The following is a 22,934-nucleotide window of genomic DNA, read 5'->3' as shown; positions in this document are numbered from 1 at the left end:
AGACCATCCCAACCCTGTTCTTGGCTCTACAAGAGCGGCGAATTTCGAATTTGGCAAGGGGAAGGCGCACGTATTGTTGGCATGTTTAAGGCTATTGCTTTCCTTTTGGGCATTGTCGCTGTGCCAAAGTGGACGAGTCTTGGGGCCTAGTGCTGCGTTCCATAAGTGAGTCAGGCCATTTTCCGCATCACCCCAAGATTACGCAGGGGCATCTCAATGAACCGCAATCCACATCCTGAGTCACACTCTCTTTTTACGAATTTTGGAGAGAACCATGCTTACTGAACCGATAGCGGCCGTCTTATGGGCTTTTCGCCCGGCGGCGGACTATCTATCGTCAGCCCATGACCGATCCGCGATTCATCCACCTTCGCCTGCATACTGAATACTCGCTTCTGGAAGGCGCGGTGAGACTGAAGTCTCTGCCTGGCCTTGTGGCAGGTATGGGGATGCCTGCGGTTGCCGTGACTGACACCAACAACATGTTCTCCGCGTTGGAGTTTTCAGTCGGAGCCGCCAAGGCAGGTGTGCAGCCGATCCTTGGGTGTCAGGTTGACCTTGCCTATGCGCCGCCAGCGCCGGGGGAAAAAGCGTCGGCGCCTGCGCCGCTTGTGCTTCTGGTTCAGAACGAAGCCGGGTATCGCAATTTGCTGAAACTGAATTCGGCTCTGTATCTTGGCAAGGGCGGGGAACTTCCAAGCGTCACGGTTGAAGATCTGGCAGCGCACAGCGACGGCTTGATCGCGCTGTCAGGTGGGCCGGATGGTCCGGTCGGGCGTTTGTTACGGGCCGGACAACGCCCCAAGGCCGAGGCGCTGATGCAGTGGCTGGCAACGATTTACCCGGACCGGCTTTACGTGGAATTGCAGCGTCATCCGGGCGAAGACGGTGCGCCCGAAGCAGAAGCGGCAACCGAACGCGGGCATCTGGAAATGGCCTATGCGATGGGGCTGCCGTTGGTTGCGACAAACGATGTCTATTTCCCTGAAGCCAAGATGTACGAAGCTCATGACGCGCTGATCTGCATTGCCGATGGTGCTTATGTCGATCAGGCCGGACCGCGTCGGCGTCTAACCCCGCAACATTACCTGAAATCGCCTGAAGAAATGGCAACTCTGTTTGCGGATCTGCCTGAGGCGTTGGAAAATACCGTCGAGATCGCGCGTCGCTGCGCCTTCAAGGCCGAATTGCACGATCCGATTCTGCCGCGCTTTGCCGAGAACGAGGTGGAAGAGTTGCGCCGCCAATCCCGCGAAGGCCTTGCCGCGCGGCTGGCCGTGATCCCGCATGCGGCCCCCGTGGAAGAGTATGAAAAGCGGCTGGAATTCGAGCTGGAAATCATCGAGCGGATGGGGTTTCCGGGCTATTTCCTGATCGTTGCGGATTTCATCAAATGGGCCAAGGATCATGACATTCCGGTGGGGCCGGGGCGCGGGTCGGGCGCGGGCAGTCTTGTTGCCTATGCGCTGACCATCACGGACCTTGACCCGCTGCGTTATAGCCTGTTGTTCGAACGGTTCCTGAACCCTGACCGGGTTTCGATGCCGGATTTCGACATCGATTTCTGCATGGATCGCCGGGAAGAAGTGATCAGCTATGTCCAGCAAAAATACGGCCGTGATCGGGTGGGGCAGATCATCACCTTTGGGGCGCTATTGTCCAAGGCGGCGGTGCGCGACATCGGGCGCGTGCTGCAAATGCCATATGGGCAGGTGGACCGCCTGTCCAAGATGATCCCTGTCGAGGGGGTCAAGCCGGTGTCCATCGCCAAGGCGCTGACTGACGAGCCGCGCTTGCGCGAAGAGGCCCGCCGCGAAGAGGTCGTGGACCGGCTGCTCACCTATGGTCAGCAGGTCGAGGGGCTGTTGCGCAATGCGTCCACGCACGCCGCCGGTGTGGTGATCGGCGATCGGCCCATTGACGAGCTGGTGCCGCTTTATCAGGATCCACGGTCCGATATGCCTGCGACCCAGTTCAACATGAAATGGGTGGAACAAGCCGGTCTCGTGAAATTCGACTTTCTGGGGCTGAAAACACTGACTGTCATCCAGAACGCGATGGAATTGATCCACGCGGCGGGCCGTGACCTTCATGTCGCGCCGGATGGGTCGGTGATTTACGAACCGGCGGACGGGGCCGAAAACGACATTGGCCAGATCCCGTTGGAGGATGAAAAGACCTATCAGCTTTATGCCTCGGCCAAGACGGTGGCGGTGTTTCAGGTGGAAAGTTCGGGGATGATGGATGCGCTCCGGCGCATGAAACCGACCTGCATCGAAGACATTATCGCCCTGGTGGCGCTGTATCGTCCCGGCCCGATGGAGAATATTCCGACCTTCTGCGAGGTGAAGAACGGCCTGCGTAAACGGGCTGGCTTGCACAAGACCGTGGATCACATTCTTGATGAGACGATGGGCATCATCGTCTATCAGGAACAGGTGATGCAGATTGCCCAGGAAATGGCGGGTTATACGCTGGGCGGGGCCGATCTTTTGCGCCGCGCCATGGGTAAGAAAATCCAAGAGGCGATGGATGCCGAGCGGCCCAAATTTCTGGCAGGGGCCAAGAAGAACGGCGTCGATGCGGATAAGGCGCTTGAGGTTTGGAACCTTCTCGACAAGTTCGCGAATTACGGGTTCAACAAATCCCATGCGGCAGCCTATGCAGTGGTCAGCTATCAAACCGCATGGTTGAAAGCGAACCACCCGGTCGAGTTTATGGCCGGCGTGATGAACTGCGATATTCATCTGACCGACAAGTTGGCTGTCTTTGCCGAAGAGGTCCGGCGCGGTCTGGGGATCGAAGTTATCCCGCCCTGCGTCAACCGATCTGCCGCGCGGTTCACTGTGTCAGAGGGGCGGTTGGTTTACGGGCTTGGCGCGCTGAAGAATGTCGGGCTGGAGGCGATGCGTCTGATCGAAACTGCGCGCGTCGAAAATGGCACCGAGGCACCCTTTGTCACCTTGTTTGACTTTGCCCGCCGGGTGGATTTGAAAAAGATCGGCAAGCGCCCGCTGGAGATGCTGGCCCGTGCCGGAGCGTTCGACATGCTTGATCGCAATCGCCGCCGGGTGTTCGGCGCGATGGATGCATTGATGGCCTATTCTGCCGCGATTCATGAACAGCGGGCATCCTCGCAGGTTTCGCTGTTTGGCGAGGCGGGGGATGATCTGCCAGAGCCACGCCTGTCCCCGGTGGATGATTGGCTGCCCATGGAACGGCTGGGAGAAGAACATACCGCGATCGGGTTTTACCTCTCGGGGCACCCGCTGGACGATTACATGGGCCCGCTCAAACGCTCGGGCATCAAAACGTTGGCCGAGGTTGAAGAAGCCGCCCGCCGCGGGCCGCTGGTCGCGAAAATGGCCGGGGCGGTTGCCGCGCGACAGGAACGTAAGTCTGCGCGTGGCAATCGCTATGCGTTCGTGGGGTTGTCCGATCCATCGGGCTTGTACGAGGTGACCGTGTTTTCTGAAACGCTGGAAGCGGCGCGCGAGTATCTGGAGCCGGGCTGCAATGTCGTGCTAACCGTCGAGGCGACGATGGAAAGCGACCAGTTGAAGTTGCTGTGCAAAGGCGCATCGCCGGTGGATGACGTCGTCGCAGGGGCCGGTGTGGCCGGGCTAAAGATCTACTTCGATCCGCAAGCAGACGTTGCGCCGGTGATTTCGCTGCTCGACAAAGTCACCAAAGACAGTCCGCGCCGCGCCCGTGCGCCTGTCAGCCTGTGCCTTTTGGTCAATGATGGCGATCTGGCTGAAGTCGACATTCCTTTGCCAGACCCGTGCGCCATCACCCCGCAAGTTCGCAGCGCTGTAAAGTCGTTGCAGGGTGTGGTGATGGTCGAAGACATGTGACCGCTGACGCGGTCGCAATGTACCCAGAGCGCTATTTCCTTACGCCACCGACCGCTTTGACTGAAAGGGCGCCGACACTCAGCACAAGCCCCAACGTTCCAGATAGATCGTCAAAGGCATTTGCTGGTAGAGTGAAAAGATCAACGCCAGTACCAACAAAACTGCCGCCGCCAACAGCCCGCGAAGAAGGTGCGCTGCGGTCATGCTGACGTCCGCCTTTGTGCAAGTGACCGTTCCGTGATGGGCCAGTTCAACACGGCCGCGACCAGGCTTAGGGCGATGGCGATGGACCATGCCAGATCATAGCTGCCGGTGAGGTCATAGAGCCACCCGCCAAGCCACCCCCCTGCGAACGACCCAAGTTGATGGGCGAAGAACACGATGCCGCCGAGCATCGACATGTGTTTGACCCCGAATACGGCCGCGACCGTCCCGTTGGTCAGCGGAACGGTTGATAGCCAAAAGAGCCCCATCAAAGCCCCAAATCCATAGGCCGAGGCGGCGCTGATCGGTATCAGAAGAAAGGCGGCGATAACCACCGCGCGGGCCAGGTAAATCCAACTTAGCAGCATGGGCTTGCGCAGCCGTCCGCCCCAAAGTCCGGCAAGATAGGCCCCTGCGATGTTCACCAAACCGATCAGCGCCAGAACGGTGGTGGCAACACCGCTGTCGATGCCCTTGTCGGCCAGATAGGCAGGCAGGTGGACAGCGATGAAAACGACTTGAAAGCCGCAGGCAAAAAAGCCCAATGACAGCAGCCAGAAATCCCGCTCGCGGAAGGCATCGCGCAGGGCTTGGCCAAAGCTCACATCCTCTTGCGCGTTTGCAACAGGCGCGGGGGCGAAGCGGATGCCGAAGGCCAAGGGAATCATGGCTAAAGCAAGGCCTGACAACACGATCAGCGCGCCTTGCCAGTCGAATTCCATGATCAACCCGAGACTGATTGGCAGCATCGCGAATTGCCCGAATGATCCCACGGCCATTGTAATTCCCATTGCAAGGGATCGTTGTGCCGGTTGGACAAGGCGGCTGATCGCGCCGAATATGACGGGGAAAGTCGTGCCAGACAGGCCCAGCCCGATCAGCACGCCGGCGCCCAGAATGAACAGTCCCTGACCGGCGACGACGCTCATGATCCACAGTCCCGACGCGTAAAGGACGGCGCCGCCTATGATGATCGGTTTGGCACCGTACCTGTCTGCCAATATTCCGGTGAATGGCTGGCTTGCCCCCCAGACCAGATTCTGAAGCGCAATGGCAAAGGCAAAGGTGCCGCGCCCCCATCCCTGATCCATGCTGATGGGCTGAAGGAACAAGCCAAACCCATGGCGCACCCCAAGCGAGACAAGAAGGATCAAAGCCCCGCAAATCAGTGCGACACCAGCACCTTGCCATTTGTGCATCGTTTCAGGGCTCATGGGGTTCCTTTGCTTGGAAAGGCGGTGCACGCGTGGCCGATATCCACACCAGATGTATATTCCTTCTGGGACGTGTCGTGCAACGCCGGGTCTTTGGGACGGCTCCAACGCGTGCGCAATTTGTTAACTGTCCTTTCCAAAACCCTTTCTGCCCGGGCAAATCTGAAGCCGCCGTTAGCATCCGCGCCGTAAGCCTTGGAGTGGGTGAAGATGGGGTATTTTATGCGACGGCGTGATATGTTTGCGGCGCTGGCGGGGGTCGGCGTTATGGCTGCTGGGTTGCCTACTGGCTTGGCGATTGCCGGGCAGGTGGGAAAAGGGTGCTATCGGATTGGGCAGGGCGGGGTGCGTTGCACCACCGGCTTTGTCACGACGCCAGATTTGCCGACCCAGCCGTGTCGAAGCCAAGCATGGGCCGCGTGCCTTGCGTATCTCATTCAAGGGTTCGGTGCGGATGTGACGGTGGGCGATCTGCTGGTGCGTGCTGGCGGGCAGGGGTGTGAACCCCATGATCCTGAGACGGAAATTTCCCGACTTCACGCCATGTCTGGCCATTGGAAAGACCGGGAAGGGCGCGGTTTCTTGCTGGGTTTGGCACCGCTTGGTTCGTTACATGAAACGCACCCTGCCACGGATGACTTTCCGCGTTTGCTGGATCGGCTGACACGGCAACCTCTGTTGTGCGGGTCTGCCGGTCACACCACGGTCATCACCGAAATCACTACCCGCAGCCCGCAACCCGGCAATCCGTGGCGCGAAGGTGTCATGGTGCGCGATCCCTATCCGCCATCGGGTGGATTGCGCCCGTTGACCCAAGACGAGCTTGCGCGCCCGTCCTGGGTGCTTGGCGTGACGATGCGGCCGATGCTTGCGGGCTGAACGGCGCTCACCAGTGTGGGGGGGGGCGGTCGGCCACAGGGACGCTGCCGCCCGACGCATATTCGCGTTCAGCCTCGCGTTGCATCAGCATCTCTAGCCGGTGGGTCAGGCGCGCGATGTCCTTGTCTTGGCGCGCCACCACGTCGGACACATCGCCAAGTGCCCGTTCCAGATGTGCGAGCCGCTCTTGCAGTGCGCTGATTTCTTCCAAGTTCATCCCGGTTCTCCTGCTCGATTCACGGGCGACGTGGTTGCCCCTTATCGCCCCATCGGCTAAGGCACGCGCGACCATTACACGCGAGGGCCCCATGGCCAAGAAGGACAAACGCCCAGCCCGCCCAAAGGCCGAAACGCCCAAGGGCTTTCGCGACTATTTCGGGGCTGAGGTCAGCGAACGCAAGGCTATGCTTGATGCAATCGGGCAGGTTTATGAACGCTATGGCTTTGACCCGCTGGAAAGTTCTGCCGTGGAAACGGTGGAAGCGCTTGGCAAATTCTTGCCGGATGTGGACCGCCCCAATGAGGGTGTTTTTGCCTGGCAGGAAGAAGACAGCGGCTGGGTCGCCCTTCGCTATGATCTGACGGCACCGCTGGCGCGTGTCTATGCCCAGCACCGCAATGACCTGCCGACGCCCTATCGTCGTTATGCGATGGGGCCGGTATGGCGAAATGAGAAGCCTGGGCCGGGCCGGTTCCGTCAGTTCTATCAGTGTGATGCTGATACTGTTGGTGCGCCGTCCGTTGCTGCGGATGCCGAGATTTGCGCCATGCTTTCCGACACATTGGAAGCGGTTGGAATTGAGCGCGGCGATTACGTGGTGCGGGTGAACAATCGCAAAGTGCTGAACGGCGTGCTTGAGGTCGCAGGGTTGCTTGACCCGGCTGACCCGCAAGCCCACGAGGCCGAGCGCGGCATCGTTCTGCGCGCCATCGACAAGCTGGACAGGCTTGGCCCGGATGGCGTGCGCGCCTTGCTGGGCGAGGGGCGCAAGGATGCCTCGGGCGATTTCACCAAAGGGGCCGGTTTGGGCGACGCCCAAGCAGACGTCGTCATGGGCTTCATGCAAGCGACCCGCGACACAGCCGAAGAAACGCTGGCCCAATTGCGGGCGTTGGTTGGTGCATCTGTGATCGGGACCGAAGGCGTTGACGAACTTGCGACGATTGCAGGTTTGCTTGCCGCTCAAGGGTATGGCCCTGACCGCATCCTGATAGACCCCTCTGTCGTGCGCGGCCTCGGCTATTACACCGGTCCGGTGTATGAGGCGGAACTCACCTTCGAGATCATGGATGAAAAGGGCAGGCCGCGTCAGTTCGGGTCTGTTGCCGGGGGCGGGCGCTATGACGATCTGGTCAAACGCTTTACCGGGCAGGCCGTGCCCGCGACAGGCGTGTCCATCGGCGTTGACCGTCTGTTGGCCGCGCTGATCGCCAAAGGGCGTGTGGCGCATCGCGGCAAAGGGCCGGTTGTTGTTACCGTCATGGACCGCACGCGCATGGCTGATTACCAAAAAATGGCGACCGAATTGCGCGATGCCGGTATTCGGGCAGAGGTGTATCTGGGCAATCCCAAGAACTTTGGGAACCAGATGAAATACGCTGATAAGCGCGAAAGCCCACTGGCCATCATTCAGGGCGAAGACGAAGCCGCCCGCGATGTCGTGCAGATCAAGGACCTGATCCTTGGGGCGGAAATCGCCCAAAGCGCAAGCCTTGAGGAATGGAAGGCCAACCCGGCCCAAACCGAAGTGCCGCGCGGCGATCTGGTCGCAACTGTGCGCCGGATGCTGGGGGACGCATGAGCCGTCTGCCTAAAGCCGCCGTAAGGGACGAGGCACTGCGTCTGCGCGCCATGTTCGAAGCCACTGGTGCAGCGCCGGTTGATCCTGCGATCCTGCAACCGGCGGCGACGCTTCTGGATCTGTACGGCGAAGATATCCGCGCCCGTGCCTATGTCACCGCCGACCCTCTGCGCGGTGAGCAGATGTTGCGCCCGGATTTTACGGTGCCTGTGGTTCAGGAACATATGGATGGTGGCGCCGAGCCTGCCCGCTATACCTATTCTGGCGAGGTATTCCGCAAACAGGAAAACGACGAAACCCGGCCAAACGAGTATTTTCAGGTTGGCCTCGAATTGTTTGACGGGCGCGATCCGGAAGCGGCCGATGCGGACGTCTTCGCCAGTATCGCTGAGGCATTGCAAGGCTTGCCCGTGAAACCCGCCACTGGCGATATTGGGATCACAAGCGCGACGTTGGCCGGGTTGACCTTGTCTGACGATCGGCGTGCCGCCTTGATGCGCCATTTGTGGCGGCCTCGCCGTTTCCGCGCCTTGATCGACCAGTTTGCAGGCCGCAAACCGGTTCCCACACACCGCAAAGCCGTTCTTGCTATAATGGCACAGGGCGGTGACCCGATGCAGGGCAGCGGCATCAGGATTGGTCTGCGCAGCGAGACAGAAATTCGCGCCCGGCTGGACCGGCTGGCGAAAGACGCAGTGCAACCGCCCCTGCCAGCGTCAGAAGTGGACTTGCTCGATCAGGTGACGGGTCTGAAAGATGTGGCCCCTGTTGCGCTGGAACGGTTGCGCGATGTGGCGGTCGATCTTCCGACGCTTTCCCCCGCCGTGGCCCGACTGGAGCGGCGGTTTGAAGCAATGGCCGCGCGCGGCATTGATGTAGATTCGTTGCCGTTTGAAACCAGTTTTGGCCGCACCACGCTGGAATACTATGACGGGTTCGTCTTTGGCTTTTCGGCAATTGGCCGCCCTGATTTACCCGCGGTTGCCATTGGTGGCCGCTATGACGCGCTGACAAAGGTGTTGGGGCGCGGTGCCGAAATACCTGCCGTTGGCGGCATCATCCGGGCCGAAGTTGCGTTGCACCTGCGCGAAAAGGAGGGTGCAGCATGACGCTGAAACTCGGGGTTCCGTCCAAGGGACGGCTGATGGAAAAGACATTCGATTGGTTTGGCGCGCGCGGTTTGAATTTGCAACGCACGGGGTCGGATCGCGAATATGCAGGGGTTGTCACCGGGATCGACGGTGTCGACCTTGTATTGCTGTCAGCGTCGGAAATTCCGCGCGAACTGGCGGCGGGGCGCGTTCATCTGGGCGTGACCGGGTCCGATCTTGTCCGCGACACGCTGGCGGCATGGGATGATCAGGTCAAAGAGATTGATCTCATGGGATTCGGTCATGCGGATCTGGTGATCGCCGTGCCACAGGTTTGGGTTGACGTGGATTGCGTTGCTGATCTGGACAGTGCGGCCGCAGCATTCCGGGCCTGCCATGGATTCCGCCTTCGCATCGCAACGAAGTATCACCGCTTGGTGCGAGAATTCCTGAAGCGCGAGGGCGTCGCTGACTACCAACTTGTGGATAGTCAGGGAGCCACCGAAGGCACAGTCAAGAATGGCACTGCCGAGGCGATCGCGGATATCACCTCAACTGGTGATACGTTGCGTGCCAATCACCTAAAGGTGCTGTCGGATGGGGTGATCCATCGGAGTCAGGCGACATTGTTCAAATCGCGCAAGGCCGATTGGGTTGGACGCGACCGCGAAACGCTCAGCGTTTTGATGGATCGTTTGGGCGTGCTGACCTAGGCCATTTCCCAGGCGGGTCTTCTGAGCGATTCAGTTGCTGGGGCGCGATGTTGGATGCCCTTTCCGTCTGTCATCGACGGGAAAGTAGCCGATTTCGACGGCTTGCAGGGCTTGGGGCGACGCATGACGCTTACGGATGACACGGCGTTGACAGCGAAGGTCTGATGACAGCACGGCACACGGGTTTGGGCAAGCTTGCTATCCTGTCATGGGGGCTTGGCGCTTTCGGAGCGCTTTCAGCGTCCCTGCCGTCACAACTGGTGCCGACCTTTTGCTTTGCCATGGCAGCAGGAATGGGGTGGGTATTTTGCCTTGTGACCGGCCGCACTCTGGTGTCGCTTCTGGGCCGAAGGGGAGCGATGATTGCCATGCTTCTTGCTGCTTATCATCCGGTCTATCTCGAAGCGTACCATCACGCTGCTCCAATTCCTGCGTCGTTGATCAATTACCTATGGCCTGCCTGTCTGATCATTCGCGGCAATCTGTTCTTCCGGCTGCACAGTTGAGGGAAGGGGGATGCAGGTGCCGCGCTTGGGCTTTTTGGCGTTGGTATTCTCACCGGCAAGGATGGCCTGACACTACGGTCGTCGGAAGCTTTCGGCTATGGGCTCTCTTTCCTCGGTGTCATTCTGTGGGCCCTGTTCTTTAATTTGCGTCCCCACGAGCAGTCGGACGGCATCGCGTCCCTGACAACAACCTGCTTCGGAGCAGCTGCGATATGCGAGGCATGGTGGGGCACGACTAGTGCGCCTGCTCGGCATGGGTGCGCCGGGCTGCGAAATGGTCGCAATGGTCGGCTTGATTGCTCTCGGCGGAGCAGCCGTTCAGCTTGGGGAAAAAATCGAGCGAAGTTTCAATGCTGTTCATGAACGAGGTTACCTATTGTTTTGCCCCTGCGCTTTTCAGACAAAACGAACACGTAGGGTTTTTAATAAATGGACCAACGGCCAGTCATTCCATCGAAAAACAAACCATGGTCGTGGAAGAAACAATTCGCAAAAAAGTTGTTTCAGCGGCTCTATGTAATCGTTGCGCTGACCCCACCTTGATCAGCTGAGGCGTGTGTCTTTTGGCTTCCAGCGCTTGGCGAGCTTGAGAACATCAAGGCGGATATCGGCTGGCACCTGCAGGGTGCGCGTGACGACAGCCTCGATGTAGTCAAGCGTGATTTTCAATTCGATGATGCTCATAGCCCGGTCCCCCGATCAGGCCTTTTGAATTCCAAGGCAGGAGGGCGTCGATATCGGATTGCTTGCGGCCTTGCGCGATGGCGGTCAGTGTCGCTTCGGTCGGTATGCCGCCGGGGTTCAGATGGGCCGGTGCGGGCGCTTGGACAATGCCATTTTCGCAGGGCCGGCAGGCATAGCGCGGGCGGCGCGTGACAATCACGCGGAACGGCTCAGGCACGATATCAAGCCGTTTGCTCACATCCTCGCCGATGATGTGGCGTTCGTGGCCACAAGCGCAGGTAACGCTTTCAGGCGCGATGATCTCTTCGGTGCGCGGCAGATGTTTCGGCAGCGATCCTCGATTGGTCTTGTGCGGACGTGGTTTGCCGCTGATCTGTCGGTCATCTGCCTCGACTTCGGCATGCACGGCTTCCTGAACGGCCTCGATATCCTCAAGCGCCAGCTTATACTGTTCTGGAAAGGCCTTGTCGGATCGCGCACCGAACATGGCGCGCTTGTAATCCGCAACCAGCTTTTCCAGCTGGAGAATGCAGGTTTGCTTGCGGTCGATCACAGCCGCCTGAACAGCATTATGCTCCTGCTGCGCACGAATGATGGCCTTCAAAGCATCGATATCGTCAGGAAGATCGGCCGTCGCATTCATGGTGCTGATCTCCCAAATCCGGGCATCTGATGCCGTCCAATCAACGGCCTGATTCACTCTGCCGCGGTCGGAGGACCTGGCGCGAGAGCCTTCACCTTCCGACAGTCCAGTCCGGCAAACAGTGCCTCAAACTGAGCGTGATTGAGCGACATCAGCCCATCCCGTATCGTAAGCGGTGCGCCGGTCACACGGGTTTGGCGTGGTTCCAGGTCGGTAGTTCGTTGATGTCGGTCTGTTTGTGCCCACCTGCAATGGCTTTCAGGACGCCGGACAGATAGCCATGAGGTTCGATCCCGTTGAGTTTGCAGGTCTCGATCAGGGACGCCATGACCACCCAGTTTTGTGCGTCAGAATCGTGACCGGCGAAGAGTGCATTTTTTCGGTTAAGCGCAATTGGACGGATCGCCCGCTCGACTGCATTGGAATCCATCTCGATGCGACCGTCGTCGAGGAATAGGATCAGCCCATCCCAGTACTTGGCGATGTATTTCAGGGCTTCTGAGGTTGGTGATTTCATTGAGACGTGGGCGCGGTGTCGGGCAAGCCAAAGCGCGAATGCGTCGATGATGAGTTTTGAGCGCTCTTGCCGAGCAGCGAGCCGTTGGTCGGCAGGCAGGCCGCGCAGGTCTTTTTCGATGCGATAGAGCGCCTGGATTTGGGCCAGACCTTCCTGCGCAATCGGGGCCGTGCTGGACTGGGTCACGTCATGCAGTTTGCGGCGGGCATGGGCCCAGCAATACGCCAGTTTTGCGTCCTGCGCGGTACGTTTGAGCAATCAGTTATAACCTGCATAGCCGTCCACCTGCAGAGTGCCGCTGAAGCCTTTCAAAATCTTGTCCGCATGCTGGCTGGAGCGCCCGGGCGCGTAAGTGAACGCCACTCCAGGTGGGTCATCGCCGCCCCACGGCCTGTCATCACGGGCTAAGGCCCAAAAGTAACCTGTTTTGGTGCTTTTGCGCCCTGGGGCCAGAACCGGCGCGGGTGTTTCGTCCATGAAGAGCTTGGTGGCGCGCTTCAGGTCGGCCATCAGGGCATCATAGACCGGGGTCAATTCAAAGGCCGACTTGCCGACCCACGCGGCCAAGGTGGAGCGATCCAGATCAAGGCCCTGGCGGCTGTAGATTTGCGCCTGCCTATAGAGCGGCAGGTGATCCGCATATTTTGAGACGAGCACATGGGCCAGCGTGGCCTCGGTTGGCATGCCGCCTGCGAGGATGTGGGCGGGTGCAGCCGCCTGAGCAATCCCGCTCTTGCAAGACCGGCAGGCATATTGGGGGCGACGGGTGACGATCACCCGGACCTGCGCGGGGATGATGTCCAGCCGTTCGCTGACATCTTCGCCGATGACATGGCGTTCGGCCCCGCAGGCGCAGGAGGCTTCGGGCTCAATGATCACCTCGACCCGCTCCAGATGCCTGGGCAGTGTCCCCCGGGTTGGTCTGGCGCGGCTTTGGCGGTCGCACGGGCGCAGTGCGCGGATCAGCATCAATCTCGGCTTTCACCTGCGCGATGGCCGCCTCGATATCCGCGAGTTCCAGTTCATACTGAGCCGGGTCAATCTTCCCGGATTTGGCACCGAAGAGCGCCTTCTTGAAGGAGGCGACGAGGGTCTCGAGCCGCGCATTCTGATCCTGCTGCGCACGGATAATTGCCTTCAGTTCGGCAATGTCGTCGGGCAATTCAGCAGGTGGGGTCATGCCCGATACCATAACAAAACAAGGGCAGAATGACCCCTGCAAAGGCTCCTGCGAGTCACTCCGCCGCAGAAGGTGCCGCGACCTCCAAGGGCTGCACGCGCCGCCAATCCAAACCCGCGAACAGGGCTTCAAACTGGGCTGGTTCCAGACGCATCACCCCGCTCCTGATCGCGGACCATTTGAAGCTGTGATCCTCAAGCCGCTTATAAGCCATCACCAGCCCGCTGCCGTCCCAGTAGATCAGCTTCAGCCGATCTGCTCGCTTGGCGAGGAAGACATAGACCGACCCATCAAAGGGCTTATGTCGCAAATGACCCTGCACCAGAGCGGCCAGCCCGTCATGACCCTTGCGGACGTCGACCGGATCACTGGCTACAAAGATCCGAACCTTGTGGGACGGCGCGATCAAGGGGCCAAAGCCCGGGCGATCTCGGCGACCCGTGTTGCAGGCGTTGCCGCATCAAGACGAACAATGACATCGCCTTTGATCACATCGAGCGTTCCAGAAGATGTGACGGACAAAGGCTGGGCTAAAGGCGCAGGTGCCGCAATCTCGACAGGCACAAAATCCATGCCATCCAAATTCGGCAGGACCAGCTTGCCCTGTCGCGCCATCCGACGCCAATCAGACACTGTGCTGGGGATCAGCTCATATCGCTACGCGACCGCGTTGACCGTCTCGCCCTCAATCAACGTCTCCGCCACGATCCGTGCCTTCAACTCAGGCGGCCAATTCCGCTTGCCATCAGCCCGACGCGGAACACTTGCCAGAAACTCGCTTGTAGCTCCCATCGAGAAACTCCCCACAAACCAAAGAAGCCTCTGAATCGCAGATCAGACGTCAGCTCCAAAGTGTGGGGGCCGCGCACCGCTTACCCCGCATCGCAGGTCAGGTGATGGTCGTTTCCTCCAGCCGCTTAAAGGTCATCACCAAACCGGTGCCATCCCAGTACAAAAGCTTCAGCTGATCCGCCCGCTTGGCCCGGAAGACGAACACCGTGCCGGTGAACGGGTCCTTCCTCAGCTCGTTCTCAACCAGTGCCGCCAGTGACACCGTCACCAGATACGATCTCAATTGGTGGCGTGGTGGCATCTTGGGGTTCGGGTACAGGAGGTTCGATCACCACCGTCGCGAACTCCGCACCCTCCAGATCAGGCACCGGCAGCTTGCCCTCCTTCGCCAACCGCCGCCATGATGACAGATGGTTCGGTCGCAAATCGTGCCGCCGCGCAACTTCGGTCACCGTAACCCCCGGCAGAAGGGTCTCTGCGACAACCCGGCCCTTGAACCCATCCGACCAACGCCGCTTGCCGAAGGGCCAACCATGACCTCCATCCGGCAAATCTCCTCAATATGGTGCTTTATATAGCCTCCCATAACCGCCTCCATTGCAAAACCACTCTCGGCAAAGGACTCGCAGATCAGGCAACCGACGGGAAGGTGGGGTCAAAGCAGCGCTTACGGCTTTATCGTCGGTTAGCGGACAGAGGTAACGAAGTCAGCATTGAAGAGGTTGCTACTGCTCATCGCTTCACTTTCGCTCGCGCGAGCGAAACACAAACTCGGGCAGGACTGTCTCCCATTCATCATGCTTAATATAGGTCTGGAAACGCTCATCGTTGTCGGATTTGCGCCAGCGCACGATTGCCCCTACCTTGCCTGAAACTAGGGCGGTTCCCGCGGGAGGTGCCCATCTTCCAGCCATACGGCCAAGCGGGCGGCGGTCGCGATCAAAGATAATCCATTTTCCCTCCCTCTGTTCAAGCGCCACTGGGTCGTCAACCATCGCCGCGACGATTGCTGAATGTGTTGGGCTCGTCCCGGGCAGCCGACCAGCATAAGACAGATCAACCGAAGTCAGGTCAGGGAGCTGATACTGGTCAGGTTCAGGAAGATCGATCCGTCGCGGTGTTTCGACTGTGCGCAGCAGTTCGCTTTCGCTGTCCGCCAACACGAAGTCATGCGCGCCACTTGTCACCACCGCGAGACTGCGACGCGCGCGCGTCATGGCGACGTAAAACAGGCGGCGCGGGGCTTCGCCGTCTTCGCCCTGCGAGAGCGCTCTCCAGCCACCGTTTAAGATCAACACGTGGTCGAACTCGAGCCCCTTGGAGCGATGCGCGGTCAGCAGTAGTAACCCCTTTTGAACATCGCGAATTTCTTGCGCCCATTCCGCAAGCCACTCGATGGTATCCGGAACGGGAATGGTTTTCTTTCCCAAGTCGCGCGCAAGGTCCGCAACCCCTGTTGCAATGAGATCAACCCAACGGCTTGATGGCTGCTCATTGAGGACGTTAAGAATCTCTTGGATTGTAAGTATCCCGGACATGCGCTTGCGCAAGCCTGCAACAAGATGCTGCATTTCTCGCAGGCGCCAGATGCTCGGGAGCTTTTCGTTTGCCATTTCGACAGGCAGGCCAAGCTTTTCGGCATAGGCGCGGACCGGATCAAGTCGCCGCCAGTCCCGCGATATGATCGCGCAACGTGCCCAGCTGAAGTCGGGATCGAGCTGCGAGATCCGCACCAATTCATCCACTGCTGCCATCGCTTGTGCCACGTCATCGCCCGCTATATCCAAGAACTGCACCCGTCCTTGACCGACCGGATCATAGCCCACCATCACACCGCCACCCGGATGAAGGCTCCGCATCTTATCGACGGTAATGTCGTGTCCGGCCTTCATTCGGCCGCGCGCAGGTTCGATAACCTGATTGGCGGCGTCAATGATATAGCGGGTCGAGCGGTAATTTTCGGTCAGGAACTTGGGTTTGGCGCGGTAGTCCTCCTCAAACTGGCGTATGAACGAAATCGAGGCCCCGGCAAACGCATAGATATTCTGGTCGTCGTCGCCCACGGCAAAAAGGCTGATCCGCTGATCTGGGTCTTCCAGAGAACGCCCGGCCACAGCGGCAATCAGGGCATATTCCTCGGGACCAATGTCTTGATACTCGTCCACCAAGATCCAACGATAGCCCTGAATAAGGGTCTCACGCTGTGCTTCAGCCTCGGATTTGCTCAGCCCCTCACCATTGATCTGGCGCACGGCTTCCTTCACGATGCCGTCGAAATCTCGCTGTTCGGTAGCTGCGCCTACAAAGCTCGCGCCGACCAACCGCATTGCAAGTGCATGACAGGTAGAGACGGTGACGCGCGCGGCATCTTCGCCGACAAGATGGCGCAGCCGGGCGCGGATTTCAGCCGCTGCATGGCGGTTATAGGTCAGCACGAGTATGCCGTATGGGTCTTCACGCTTCACGCGAAGCAGATAGGCGATACGATGTACAAGCACCCGAGTCTTGCCCGAACCAGGCCCTGCCAAAACAAGTACGTTGGTCGCTTCGCGGTCATCCGCGACGATCTCTTGTTGAACCGGATTTTGCAAATCTTCAACAATCTGCTTCCACGCCTTGCCAGTCGTCTGGCGACGAAGCTCCACGTTGCGACCCGGCATCCAACTTCGCAAGAAACTATCTTGATTGAGTGTAAAGTAATCCTCGGAGAGGCGCATTGCCTCATCGATATGATTCAATCCTTTTTCTGCATATGCGGCCATCACATGTGTTTGAACGGTCTGCTCGCGGTAATGCTCCTCAAGGGGAAGGAAGTCTTTTTTGGTGAAGACTGTACGCCCCGCTTTCAGGTAGATGGTCATGGCAGAGCGGAACACTGTCAGACCTTTGCCCAGCGTCAATACTTGCTGTTCGTGTAGCCAAAGAAGTGCGCGCTCCATGAGCTTGGTCATGTCCCTTACGCCAAAAGCCTTTAGAGACACATCCCCTGTCAGTGCGCCAAGCAGATCGCCAATGGTCGTCTCCACCTGAACATCTTTACCTCGGATGCCTGCGGGAGCCTTACTTATCAAAAAACTCAGAAGTCTTTCGGCTGCCATCAAACGCACTGATGCCGTCTGATCCACAACTCGCCATGAGCGTTGCAACACCACTTCGACTGTCTTGCTAGACAATCTGCGTAGGCGGATATTGCCGCGCCCGCCGTCGCTGTCGCGCCCATCTCGCTCGATGCTTCGCAACAAGCGATCAAGGACATGTGGACTCGCATCTGCATGCCCCTCACCGCGCAAAAACTGGCTTGCTGCCGCCATATCAAGCGGACTGCGATCGCCGATGTCAGCCTCGGGTGCCAGTTTGCGCATCTGATCAATCAGCGCCTTTTCCAGACGCATTGCCCGCATCAAGCGCTGGCTTGATTGATTTTCAAAGCCGATATGAACCGCGACCGTGATTGCGATATCGTTTCGCGCAATACCGAGGGTTTCCAAATCCGCCATTGCTTTGCTCAGCGCCCGATGTGAAAGCCCACTGATATCAGTAAGTTCATCCGTCGAAATGCCCTGATCTGCGGGCCTGTTTATCACGTGGCGCACGATGGTCAAAAGTTGCGTGCGTCTGGCCTGAGTGATCTCGACCCCATTCAATCGGGCTTCGGCTTCTGCCAGCGTACGCACCAGAAGAGAAGACGGAAACACCTGTACTCGGTTTTCCTCGCGGGAAACCAACGCAGCTTCTTCGAGCCATGCAATGGCGGTCTTAACGCGGGTATCATCGCTGGCGCTATCACGGATAAACTCTCGATCCTTCTCCTCTCGCACAATCTCGCCGGGCGTTGCCACAACCTTGCCACTGTTGCGCGTATGCTCGTCCATTCGGCGCAGCGCCTTGAGAATGGCGGCGATCTCGTGGCGTTCTAGGCGCGAGCGCGCGGTGAGTGAAAACTGCCGCTCGACATCGTCGGATTGATAGAGGAGCACACATTCGGCAGGCGCCCGGTCGCGCCCGGCCCGGCCCGCCTCCTGTAAATAGTTTTCCAGCGATCCGGGGATGTCCGCATGGACCACGAGACGGATATCGGGCTTGTCGATCCCCATGCCGAATGCGTTTGTCGCCGCAATCACACGCAAATCGCCCACGCGGAATCGTTCTTGAACATTCTGCTTGTCGTCGGGTGTCAGCCCGGCGTGAAAATGCTCGGCAGCAAGCTTTTGGCTTTTCAGGAATTCTGCGACACGTTCAGTCTTTTTTCGGGTCGCACAATAAACGACAGCCCCTGATTTATCACCCTTGGGCAGGTGCTCAGAGACAACCGTCAAGATATCTCCAAGTTTGCTTTCATTGGTTGTCGCCAGCACAGAGAACGTCAAGTTTGTGCGCGTAGCGCCGCCGTCGAAGAGGCCCAGCTCGACATCAAGACGCTTGCGGAAATGCTCCGTTATGTCACCCACGACCTCGGGTTTTGCAGTGGCCGTGAGACACATAACCGGCGCCGGTTTCGCGTCACCAGAAAATTCACGTATGAAGCGACCAATATAACGGTAATCAGGGCGAAAGTCGTGCCCCCATTTCGAGACGCAATGCGCTTCGTCCAGCACCCAGAAACCTATTTCACGCTGCGCTAGCACAGAACGGACCGAGACACTGCGCAGCTGTTCTGGCGAGATCAGCAAGATCGCTGCCTGGCCCATCCGCACCCGGTTGAGAGCATCCTGACGTTCTGGCATTGAGAGCATGCCATTAATGGTCACGGCAGACGAAACCCCAGCACGCTCCATCCCTTGCACTTGATCGGCCATGAGCGCTACCAGTGGCGAGATCACAACCGTTAGCGCCCCAACCTTATCATATAGGCTTAGGGCAGGCACCTGATAGCAAACTGACTTACCGGTGCCCGTTGGCAAGATACCAAGCACATTCTCGTGGAGCATGGCTTGCGCCACGATGGCCTCCTGCAGCGGCTTTCCGTCGGCGTCTTCGGGTTGAGGGCGAAAGCCTTCAAAACCGAACCATTTCCGAAGGGCGCCAACTGGGCTGTTCATCTCGGAGCACCAGTTGCACGCGCTATCGTTACAATTGGTGTCACGTAACTCACGCACGATTAGCGCGGCTTCAGGGAAGCTGGCCCGCACCCACGGCGGCATGACAGACTCGCCGCCTGAAACAGATATCCATGCAAGCGCAAAGGCCATCGGCCAGCCGACCCTCGGGTCTGACAGTTTCCCAAGAACCTGCGCCACTTGTACGCCGCAGGCTTTGCCCGCAAGTATCAAGTTGATTGCTGAGAGCGCTGTGGCGCGATCCGGCTGAGGCGATTTGCGGACGCTTCTAAAGACCGCGTCGAAACCTCCAGATCGGTCCATGCGGGTCGCGAGATAATGATAAGCCAGCAAGGTATCAGGCGATTGCGTCCCAAGTTCGGTCAGCGCATCAATCTGATTTTGCAGCACCTCGAAAACCATTCGCGCATCACGCTCGGGATCGTTCACATGCCCCGCTTGCAAGCGCCCGTCATGATAGTGTTTCACAAGATGGTGGTAAGGGTTACGTGGAAACGACAGCGGATTAAGCCATAGCGTATCGATGGGCGCAGCCATATTCGCGGCCAGCCGCGGGCGCGCTGCCAGAAGATGCTCGATATCATGGCGCAAGATATTGTGGCCGATCACATGCGGTGTTTTCGCAAGGGCTTTTTCAAGTTGGTCGAGCCCCTGTTCGATCTTGCCCTTAGCCGACACAATCGCAGGCCCGTCCCCGAACCGCACCGCAGCCAAGTCGAAAATCTCGGCAGTTTTAGGATTTACCTCGAGATCAACCGACACACACCGCTCGAGCAGTGGCCCTTCATTGTCGGCCTTTGTTCTTAGGAAATTCAAAAAAGCCATAGAGCCCAGTGCAATAGTACATTATGCGTTGGCAAAAGATTGCCCGATCCTCTGCGGCAACAAAACAAGTTTTTTTGAAATGGAATGATGACCTACAGTGTCGTTTCGTGGGTCACACCCTGCTAAACGCGAAATACACCATTTCGCTTCGGCTGCATTGGGCTCGGCGCAACCTTGGGCGCTGCAGAAAAAAACTGGAACAGCGTCTGTTTTGATGTCGCCTCCGACCCTTGATGAACACTTGGCTCGCAAATGCCGCAAACTTCCGTTTGCCGCCGATTCCGTAGAAAAACACCCGTTCGCGAGCGCAGAATGCCGACGCCAGAACATGGCGCGAGAGCCTGGCTGTTGATTGTCACTGAGAACTGACCCGGTATGCCCGCCAAATCGTCACTGAGAATTGACCCATGCGAACACGTTGCTCCGACGGATTCGGCCGGGGGATTTGGAGTGATCGACATGGGATTTTTGAGTGTTATCAGACGCGGGGCATTGCGTGGCAAGATGCCAATCAGGGAAATTGCACGGCGGACGGGCTGTCTCGGAGCACCATTAAGAAGTATCTGCGCGAAGGCGCTGTAGAGCCGAAGTTCAAGACGCCCAAGCGTCCAAGCAAGCTGAATCCCTATGCGGATCGGCTGTCTGCATGGCTTCTGATCCAAACCCGCAAGTCGCGTAAAGAGCGGCGGACGGTCAAGCAAATGCATGCTGATCTGGTGAAGCTGGGATACGACGGTTCCTATGAACGTGTCGCGGCTTTTGCTCGGGCATGGCGGGCGGATCGACACCGCGCGGAACAAACAACAGGGCGCGGCACTTTTGTGCCTTTGGTGTTCCAGCCGGGTGAAGCCTTCCAGTTCGATTGAAGGGAGGACTGGGCCAATATCGGCGGCGAGCGGGTCAAGCTGCAGGTCGCCCATATTTAGCTGTCGCACAGTCGGGCATTCTTGGTGCGCGCGTATCAACTCCAAACGCACGAGATGCTGTTCGATGCCCATTGGCATGCGTTCCGTATCTTTGGTGGTGTCCCCGGACGCGGCATCTATGATAGCGAGAAAGGTACGCCATTGGTTCAAGGACAATGGACGCGAAGACCGCCGTGGATCGTGTCGGCAAAGGCAAACAGCGCGACATCAACGCACGCTTCAAGGCTATGGCCAGCCACTACGTTTTTGAGCCTGAGTTCTGCAATCCGGCAGCGGGTTGGGAGAAGGGGCAGGTTGAGAAGAACGTGCAAGACGCCCGCAACCGGATGTGGCAGGTCATGCCGGTTTTTACTGATCTGGGCGAGTTAAACCAATGGCTTGAAGATCGCTGTATCGCCCTTTGGGCAGAGACACCGCACAAGGCTTTGCCGGGGTCCATCGCTGACGTGTGGGAGGCCGAGAGCCTACGCTGATGGCACTGCCGCCGACATTGATGGCTTTATAAAGCACAGTAAGCCTGTGTCACCCACATGCCTGATCACCTTCGAGCGCAATCGCTACAGCGTGCCTGCCAGCTTTGCGAACCGCCGGGTGAGCCTGCATGTCTACCCGGAACGCTTGGTGATCGTCGCCGAAGGGCAAACGGTTTGCGAGCATGCGCGGATCATCGAGCGGTCTCATCGCAAGCCCGGCAAGGCGTTGTTGTAAAAGTCTGCCCACAACGGATTCACTTTGTGAATCCAGGTCGTTAGGCGCGGCTCATGAGCAAACCATCACCCGCCCGCTACCGCACCACGAACTGGTCCAGCTACAACGCATCACTGCGGAAGCGAGGATCGCTGCTGATCTGGGTCGACAAGGACATGACTTGGCGCGCGCCGCGTGACGGGCGGCCGGGACGCCCTCCGATTCTTTCCGATGCGGCCATACAGTTCTGCTTATCGGTCAAAGTTCTGTTCAAGTTGCCGTCGCGCCAGACCGCCGGAATGGTGGCCAGCCTGCTGCGCCTGGCCGGACTGGACTGGCCCGTGCCGGACTTCTCCACGCTGTGCCGCAGGCAAAAGACGCTTGCCGTGCAAATCCCCTATCGCCGCGCGAACGGCCGCTCAACCTGCTGGTCGACAGCACAGGGATCAAGTTCCTCGGCGATGGCGAATGGCAGGCTCGCAAGCACGGGGTGCAAGGCCGACGCCAATAGCGGCAGCGGTCCATCTGGCCATGGACCCGACCACATCAGACATCCGAGCGGTGGAATTCACCCCAGCCGCGACGGCGACAGCCCCGTGCTGCCCGACCTGCTCGGCCAGATCCCGGCAGGCGAGCAGATAGGCACGGTCACCGCTCCCTCTCGGCGATGCAGGCATCGCCTGTCGGGCAATGGACGGCGCCTATGACACACGCCGCTGCCACAAGGCCATCATCGAACGCGACGCCGTTCCGATCATCCCAATCCGCAAGAACGGGCGCCCTCGGAAAGAAGACTGCCCGGCTGCACGCGCCCGTAACGACACCCTGCGTGCGACGCGATCCTACGGGCGGGCGTTCTGGAAACGCTGGATCGGATACCACGCCCACAGCCGGATCGAGGCGAAGATGCGCTGCGTGAAATCCTTCGGCGAGGGCATCATGGCACGAGACCCCGACCGACAGACCGCCGAAATCGAGGTGAGCCCCGCATCGCCCTCATGAACCGCTTCAACGCCCTCGGCACCGCCGAGATCGTCCGCGTGGCATGACGTCAATGGGGTAAGGGGACGTCACGCCTCAGGCCGGGGTAATGCAACAACGCCCGTTTCATGGTGTGCCATCCAAATCCAACTTGAAGTGCGGGAAACGGCTGCATGCGAAAACAGGAACAGAATATCAGAGGGTCGCATGAACGATGCCGCTTCCAATGGGGAAGCAGATCAAGAAATTCGTATGAGTCGGATATGGCGATGCGTTTTCATGCCAAAGACAAACATCATTTTTCTCGATGGCGTCAAGTGGGGGCCGGGGTTTGTATCACCCCAAAAGAATGCGCCGACCTTTGCAGATCGGTGCA

Annotated in this window: 17 protein-coding genes and 4 pseudogenes; 8 read left to right on the top strand and 13 right to left on the bottom strand. The window is 58.8% G+C overall.

Annotated elements, in window-relative coordinates:
- The first annotated feature begins 344 nt into the window (after positions 1–344).
- Positions 345–3,857: a DNA polymerase III subunit alpha gene (dnaE, locus tag E2L05_RS00455; protein ID WP_133340920.1), complete on the top strand. Its 3,513-nt coding sequence runs from the start codon at positions 345–347 to the stop codon at positions 3,855–3,857.
- 78 nt (positions 3,858–3,935) lie between these two features.
- On the opposite strand, the gene E2L05_RS21230 is transcribed toward dnaE, so the two are convergent.
- Positions 3,936–4,061 (bottom strand): hypothetical protein, encoded by a 126-nt coding sequence (locus E2L05_RS21230; RefSeq protein WP_279512619.1) that lies wholly within the window; start codon positions 4,059–4,061, stop codon positions 3,936–3,938.
- Complete coding sequence (locus E2L05_RS00450) at positions 4,058–5,275, bottom strand: MFS transporter (protein WP_243721816.1); 1,218 nt, start codon at positions 5,273–5,275, stop codon at positions 4,058–4,060. The genes E2L05_RS21230 and E2L05_RS00450 overlap by 4 nt, the downstream gene beginning before the upstream one ends.
- A gap of 222 nt (positions 5,276–5,497) precedes the next feature.
- On the opposite strand from E2L05_RS00450, the gene E2L05_RS00445 reads away from it, so the two are divergent.
- Positions 5,498–6,154: a hypothetical protein gene (locus E2L05_RS00445; RefSeq protein WP_133340919.1), complete on the top strand. Its 657-nt coding sequence runs from the start codon at positions 5,498–5,500 to the stop codon at positions 6,152–6,154.
- Positions 6,155–6,161: 7 nt separating this feature from the next.
- Here the strand turns inward: E2L05_RS00445 and E2L05_RS00440 are convergent, their stop codons facing one another.
- Positions 6,162–6,371 carry a SlyX family protein gene (locus E2L05_RS00440; RefSeq protein ID WP_133340918.1) on the bottom strand — a complete coding sequence of 70 codons (210 nt, stop codon included), beginning with the start codon at positions 6,369–6,371 and terminating at the stop codon, positions 6,162–6,164.
- Positions 6,372–6,462: 91 nt separating this feature from the next.
- Between E2L05_RS00440 and hisS the strand changes: the two genes are divergently transcribed.
- The 4 genes from hisS to E2L05_RS00420 all read left to right on the top strand — a co-directional run bounded on the left by hisS (position 6,463) and on the right by E2L05_RS00420 (position 10,266).
- Positions 6,463–7,956 carry a histidine--tRNA ligase gene (gene hisS / locus E2L05_RS00435; RefSeq protein WP_133340917.1) on the top strand — a complete coding sequence of 498 codons (1,494 nt, stop codon included), beginning with the start codon at positions 6,463–6,465 and terminating at the stop codon, positions 7,954–7,956.
- Positions 7,953–9,065 carry an ATP phosphoribosyltransferase regulatory subunit gene (locus tag E2L05_RS00430; protein ID WP_133340916.1) on the top strand — a complete coding sequence of 371 codons (1,113 nt, stop codon included), beginning with the start codon at positions 7,953–7,955 and terminating at the stop codon, positions 9,063–9,065. The genes hisS and E2L05_RS00430 overlap by 4 nt, the downstream gene beginning before the upstream one ends.
- Positions 9,062–9,760, top strand: a complete 699-nt coding sequence (gene hisG / locus E2L05_RS00425; RefSeq protein ID WP_133340915.1) for an ATP phosphoribosyltransferase — start codon at positions 9,062–9,064, stop codon at positions 9,758–9,760. Before E2L05_RS00430 ends, hisG begins: the two co-directional genes overlap by 4 nt.
- Positions 9,761–9,924: 164 nt before the next feature.
- Positions 9,925–10,266: a hypothetical protein gene (locus E2L05_RS00420; protein WP_133340914.1), complete on the top strand. Its 342-nt coding sequence runs from the start codon at positions 9,925–9,927 to the stop codon at positions 10,264–10,266.
- 235 nt (positions 10,267–10,501) lie between these two features.
- Here E2L05_RS00420 and E2L05_RS21225 read toward each other — a convergent pair whose 3' ends face one another.
- From E2L05_RS21225 to E2L05_RS00385, 10 genes and pseudogenes are all read right to left on the bottom strand, one after another.
- Positions 10,502–10,627 carry a hypothetical protein gene (locus E2L05_RS21225; protein WP_279512618.1) on the bottom strand — a complete coding sequence of 42 codons (126 nt, stop codon included), beginning with the start codon at positions 10,625–10,627 and terminating at the stop codon, positions 10,502–10,504.
- 182 nt (positions 10,628–10,809) lie between these two features.
- The gene (locus E2L05_RS20650) at positions 10,810–10,950 is read right to left on the bottom strand and encodes a plasmid pRiA4b ORF-3 family protein (RefSeq protein ID WP_165971657.1); all 141 of its coding nucleotides are present in this window, start codon (positions 10,948–10,950) and stop codon (positions 10,810–10,812) included.
- A gap of 76 nt (positions 10,951–11,026) precedes the next feature.
- Positions 11,027–11,593, bottom strand: a pseudogene (locus E2L05_RS00415) (IS66 family transposase zinc-finger binding domain-containing protein); the annotation flags it as partial.
- Between the two features lie 184 nt (positions 11,594–11,777).
- Positions 11,778–13,290, bottom strand: a pseudogene (gene tnpC / locus E2L05_RS00410) (IS66 family transposase).
- Between the two features lie 55 nt (positions 13,291–13,345).
- Complete coding sequence (gene tnpB, locus E2L05_RS00405) at positions 13,346–13,699, bottom strand: IS66 family insertion sequence element accessory protein TnpB (RefSeq protein ID WP_133340912.1); 354 nt, start codon at positions 13,697–13,699, stop codon at positions 13,346–13,348.
- Complete coding sequence (locus tag E2L05_RS00400; protein WP_165971656.1) at positions 13,696–13,905, bottom strand: hypothetical protein; 210 nt, start codon at positions 13,903–13,905, stop codon at positions 13,696–13,698. The genes tnpB (E2L05_RS00405) and E2L05_RS00400 overlap by 4 nt, the downstream gene beginning before the upstream one ends.
- 42 nt (positions 13,906–13,947) lie before the next feature.
- Positions 13,948–14,082: a transposase gene (locus tag E2L05_RS21220; protein WP_165971655.1), complete on the bottom strand. Its 135-nt coding sequence runs from the start codon at positions 14,080–14,082 to the stop codon at positions 13,948–13,950.
- A gap of 97 nt (positions 14,083–14,179) precedes the next feature.
- Complete coding sequence (gene tnpB, locus E2L05_RS00395) at positions 14,180–14,350, bottom strand: IS66 family insertion sequence element accessory protein TnpB (RefSeq protein ID WP_165971654.1); 171 nt, start codon at positions 14,348–14,350, stop codon at positions 14,180–14,182.
- The gene (locus E2L05_RS00390; protein WP_133340909.1) at positions 14,322–14,633 is read right to left on the bottom strand and encodes a transposase; all 312 of its coding nucleotides are present in this window, start codon (positions 14,631–14,633) and stop codon (positions 14,322–14,324) included. The genes tnpB (E2L05_RS00395) and E2L05_RS00390 overlap by 29 nt, the downstream gene beginning before the upstream one ends.
- Before the next feature lie 189 nt (positions 14,634–14,822).
- On the bottom strand, positions 14,823–19,853 hold the full coding sequence (locus E2L05_RS00385) for a RecQ family ATP-dependent DNA helicase (protein ID WP_165971660.1): 5,031 nt from the start codon (positions 19,851–19,853) through the stop codon (positions 14,823–14,825).
- 570 nt (positions 19,854–20,423) lie between these two features.
- Here E2L05_RS00385 and istA point away from each other — a divergent pair.
- Positions 20,424–21,592 (top strand): annotated as a pseudogene (gene istA, locus E2L05_RS00380) (IS21 family transposase); the annotation flags it as partial.
- A 59-nt stretch (positions 21,593–21,651) separates the two neighbouring features.
- Positions 21,652–22,626: pseudogene (locus E2L05_RS00375) on the top strand (IS5 family transposase).
- Positions 22,627–22,934: the final 308 nt, after the last annotated feature.

The organism is Meridianimarinicoccus aquatilis (genome assembly GCF_004358675.1).
GTDB lineage: Bacteria > Pseudomonadota > Alphaproteobacteria > Rhodobacterales > Rhodobacteraceae > Meridianimarinicoccus > Meridianimarinicoccus aquatilis.
The sequence above is the reverse complement of the archived record's forward strand: the minus strand, read 5'-3'. Positions and strand labels throughout refer to the sequence as shown.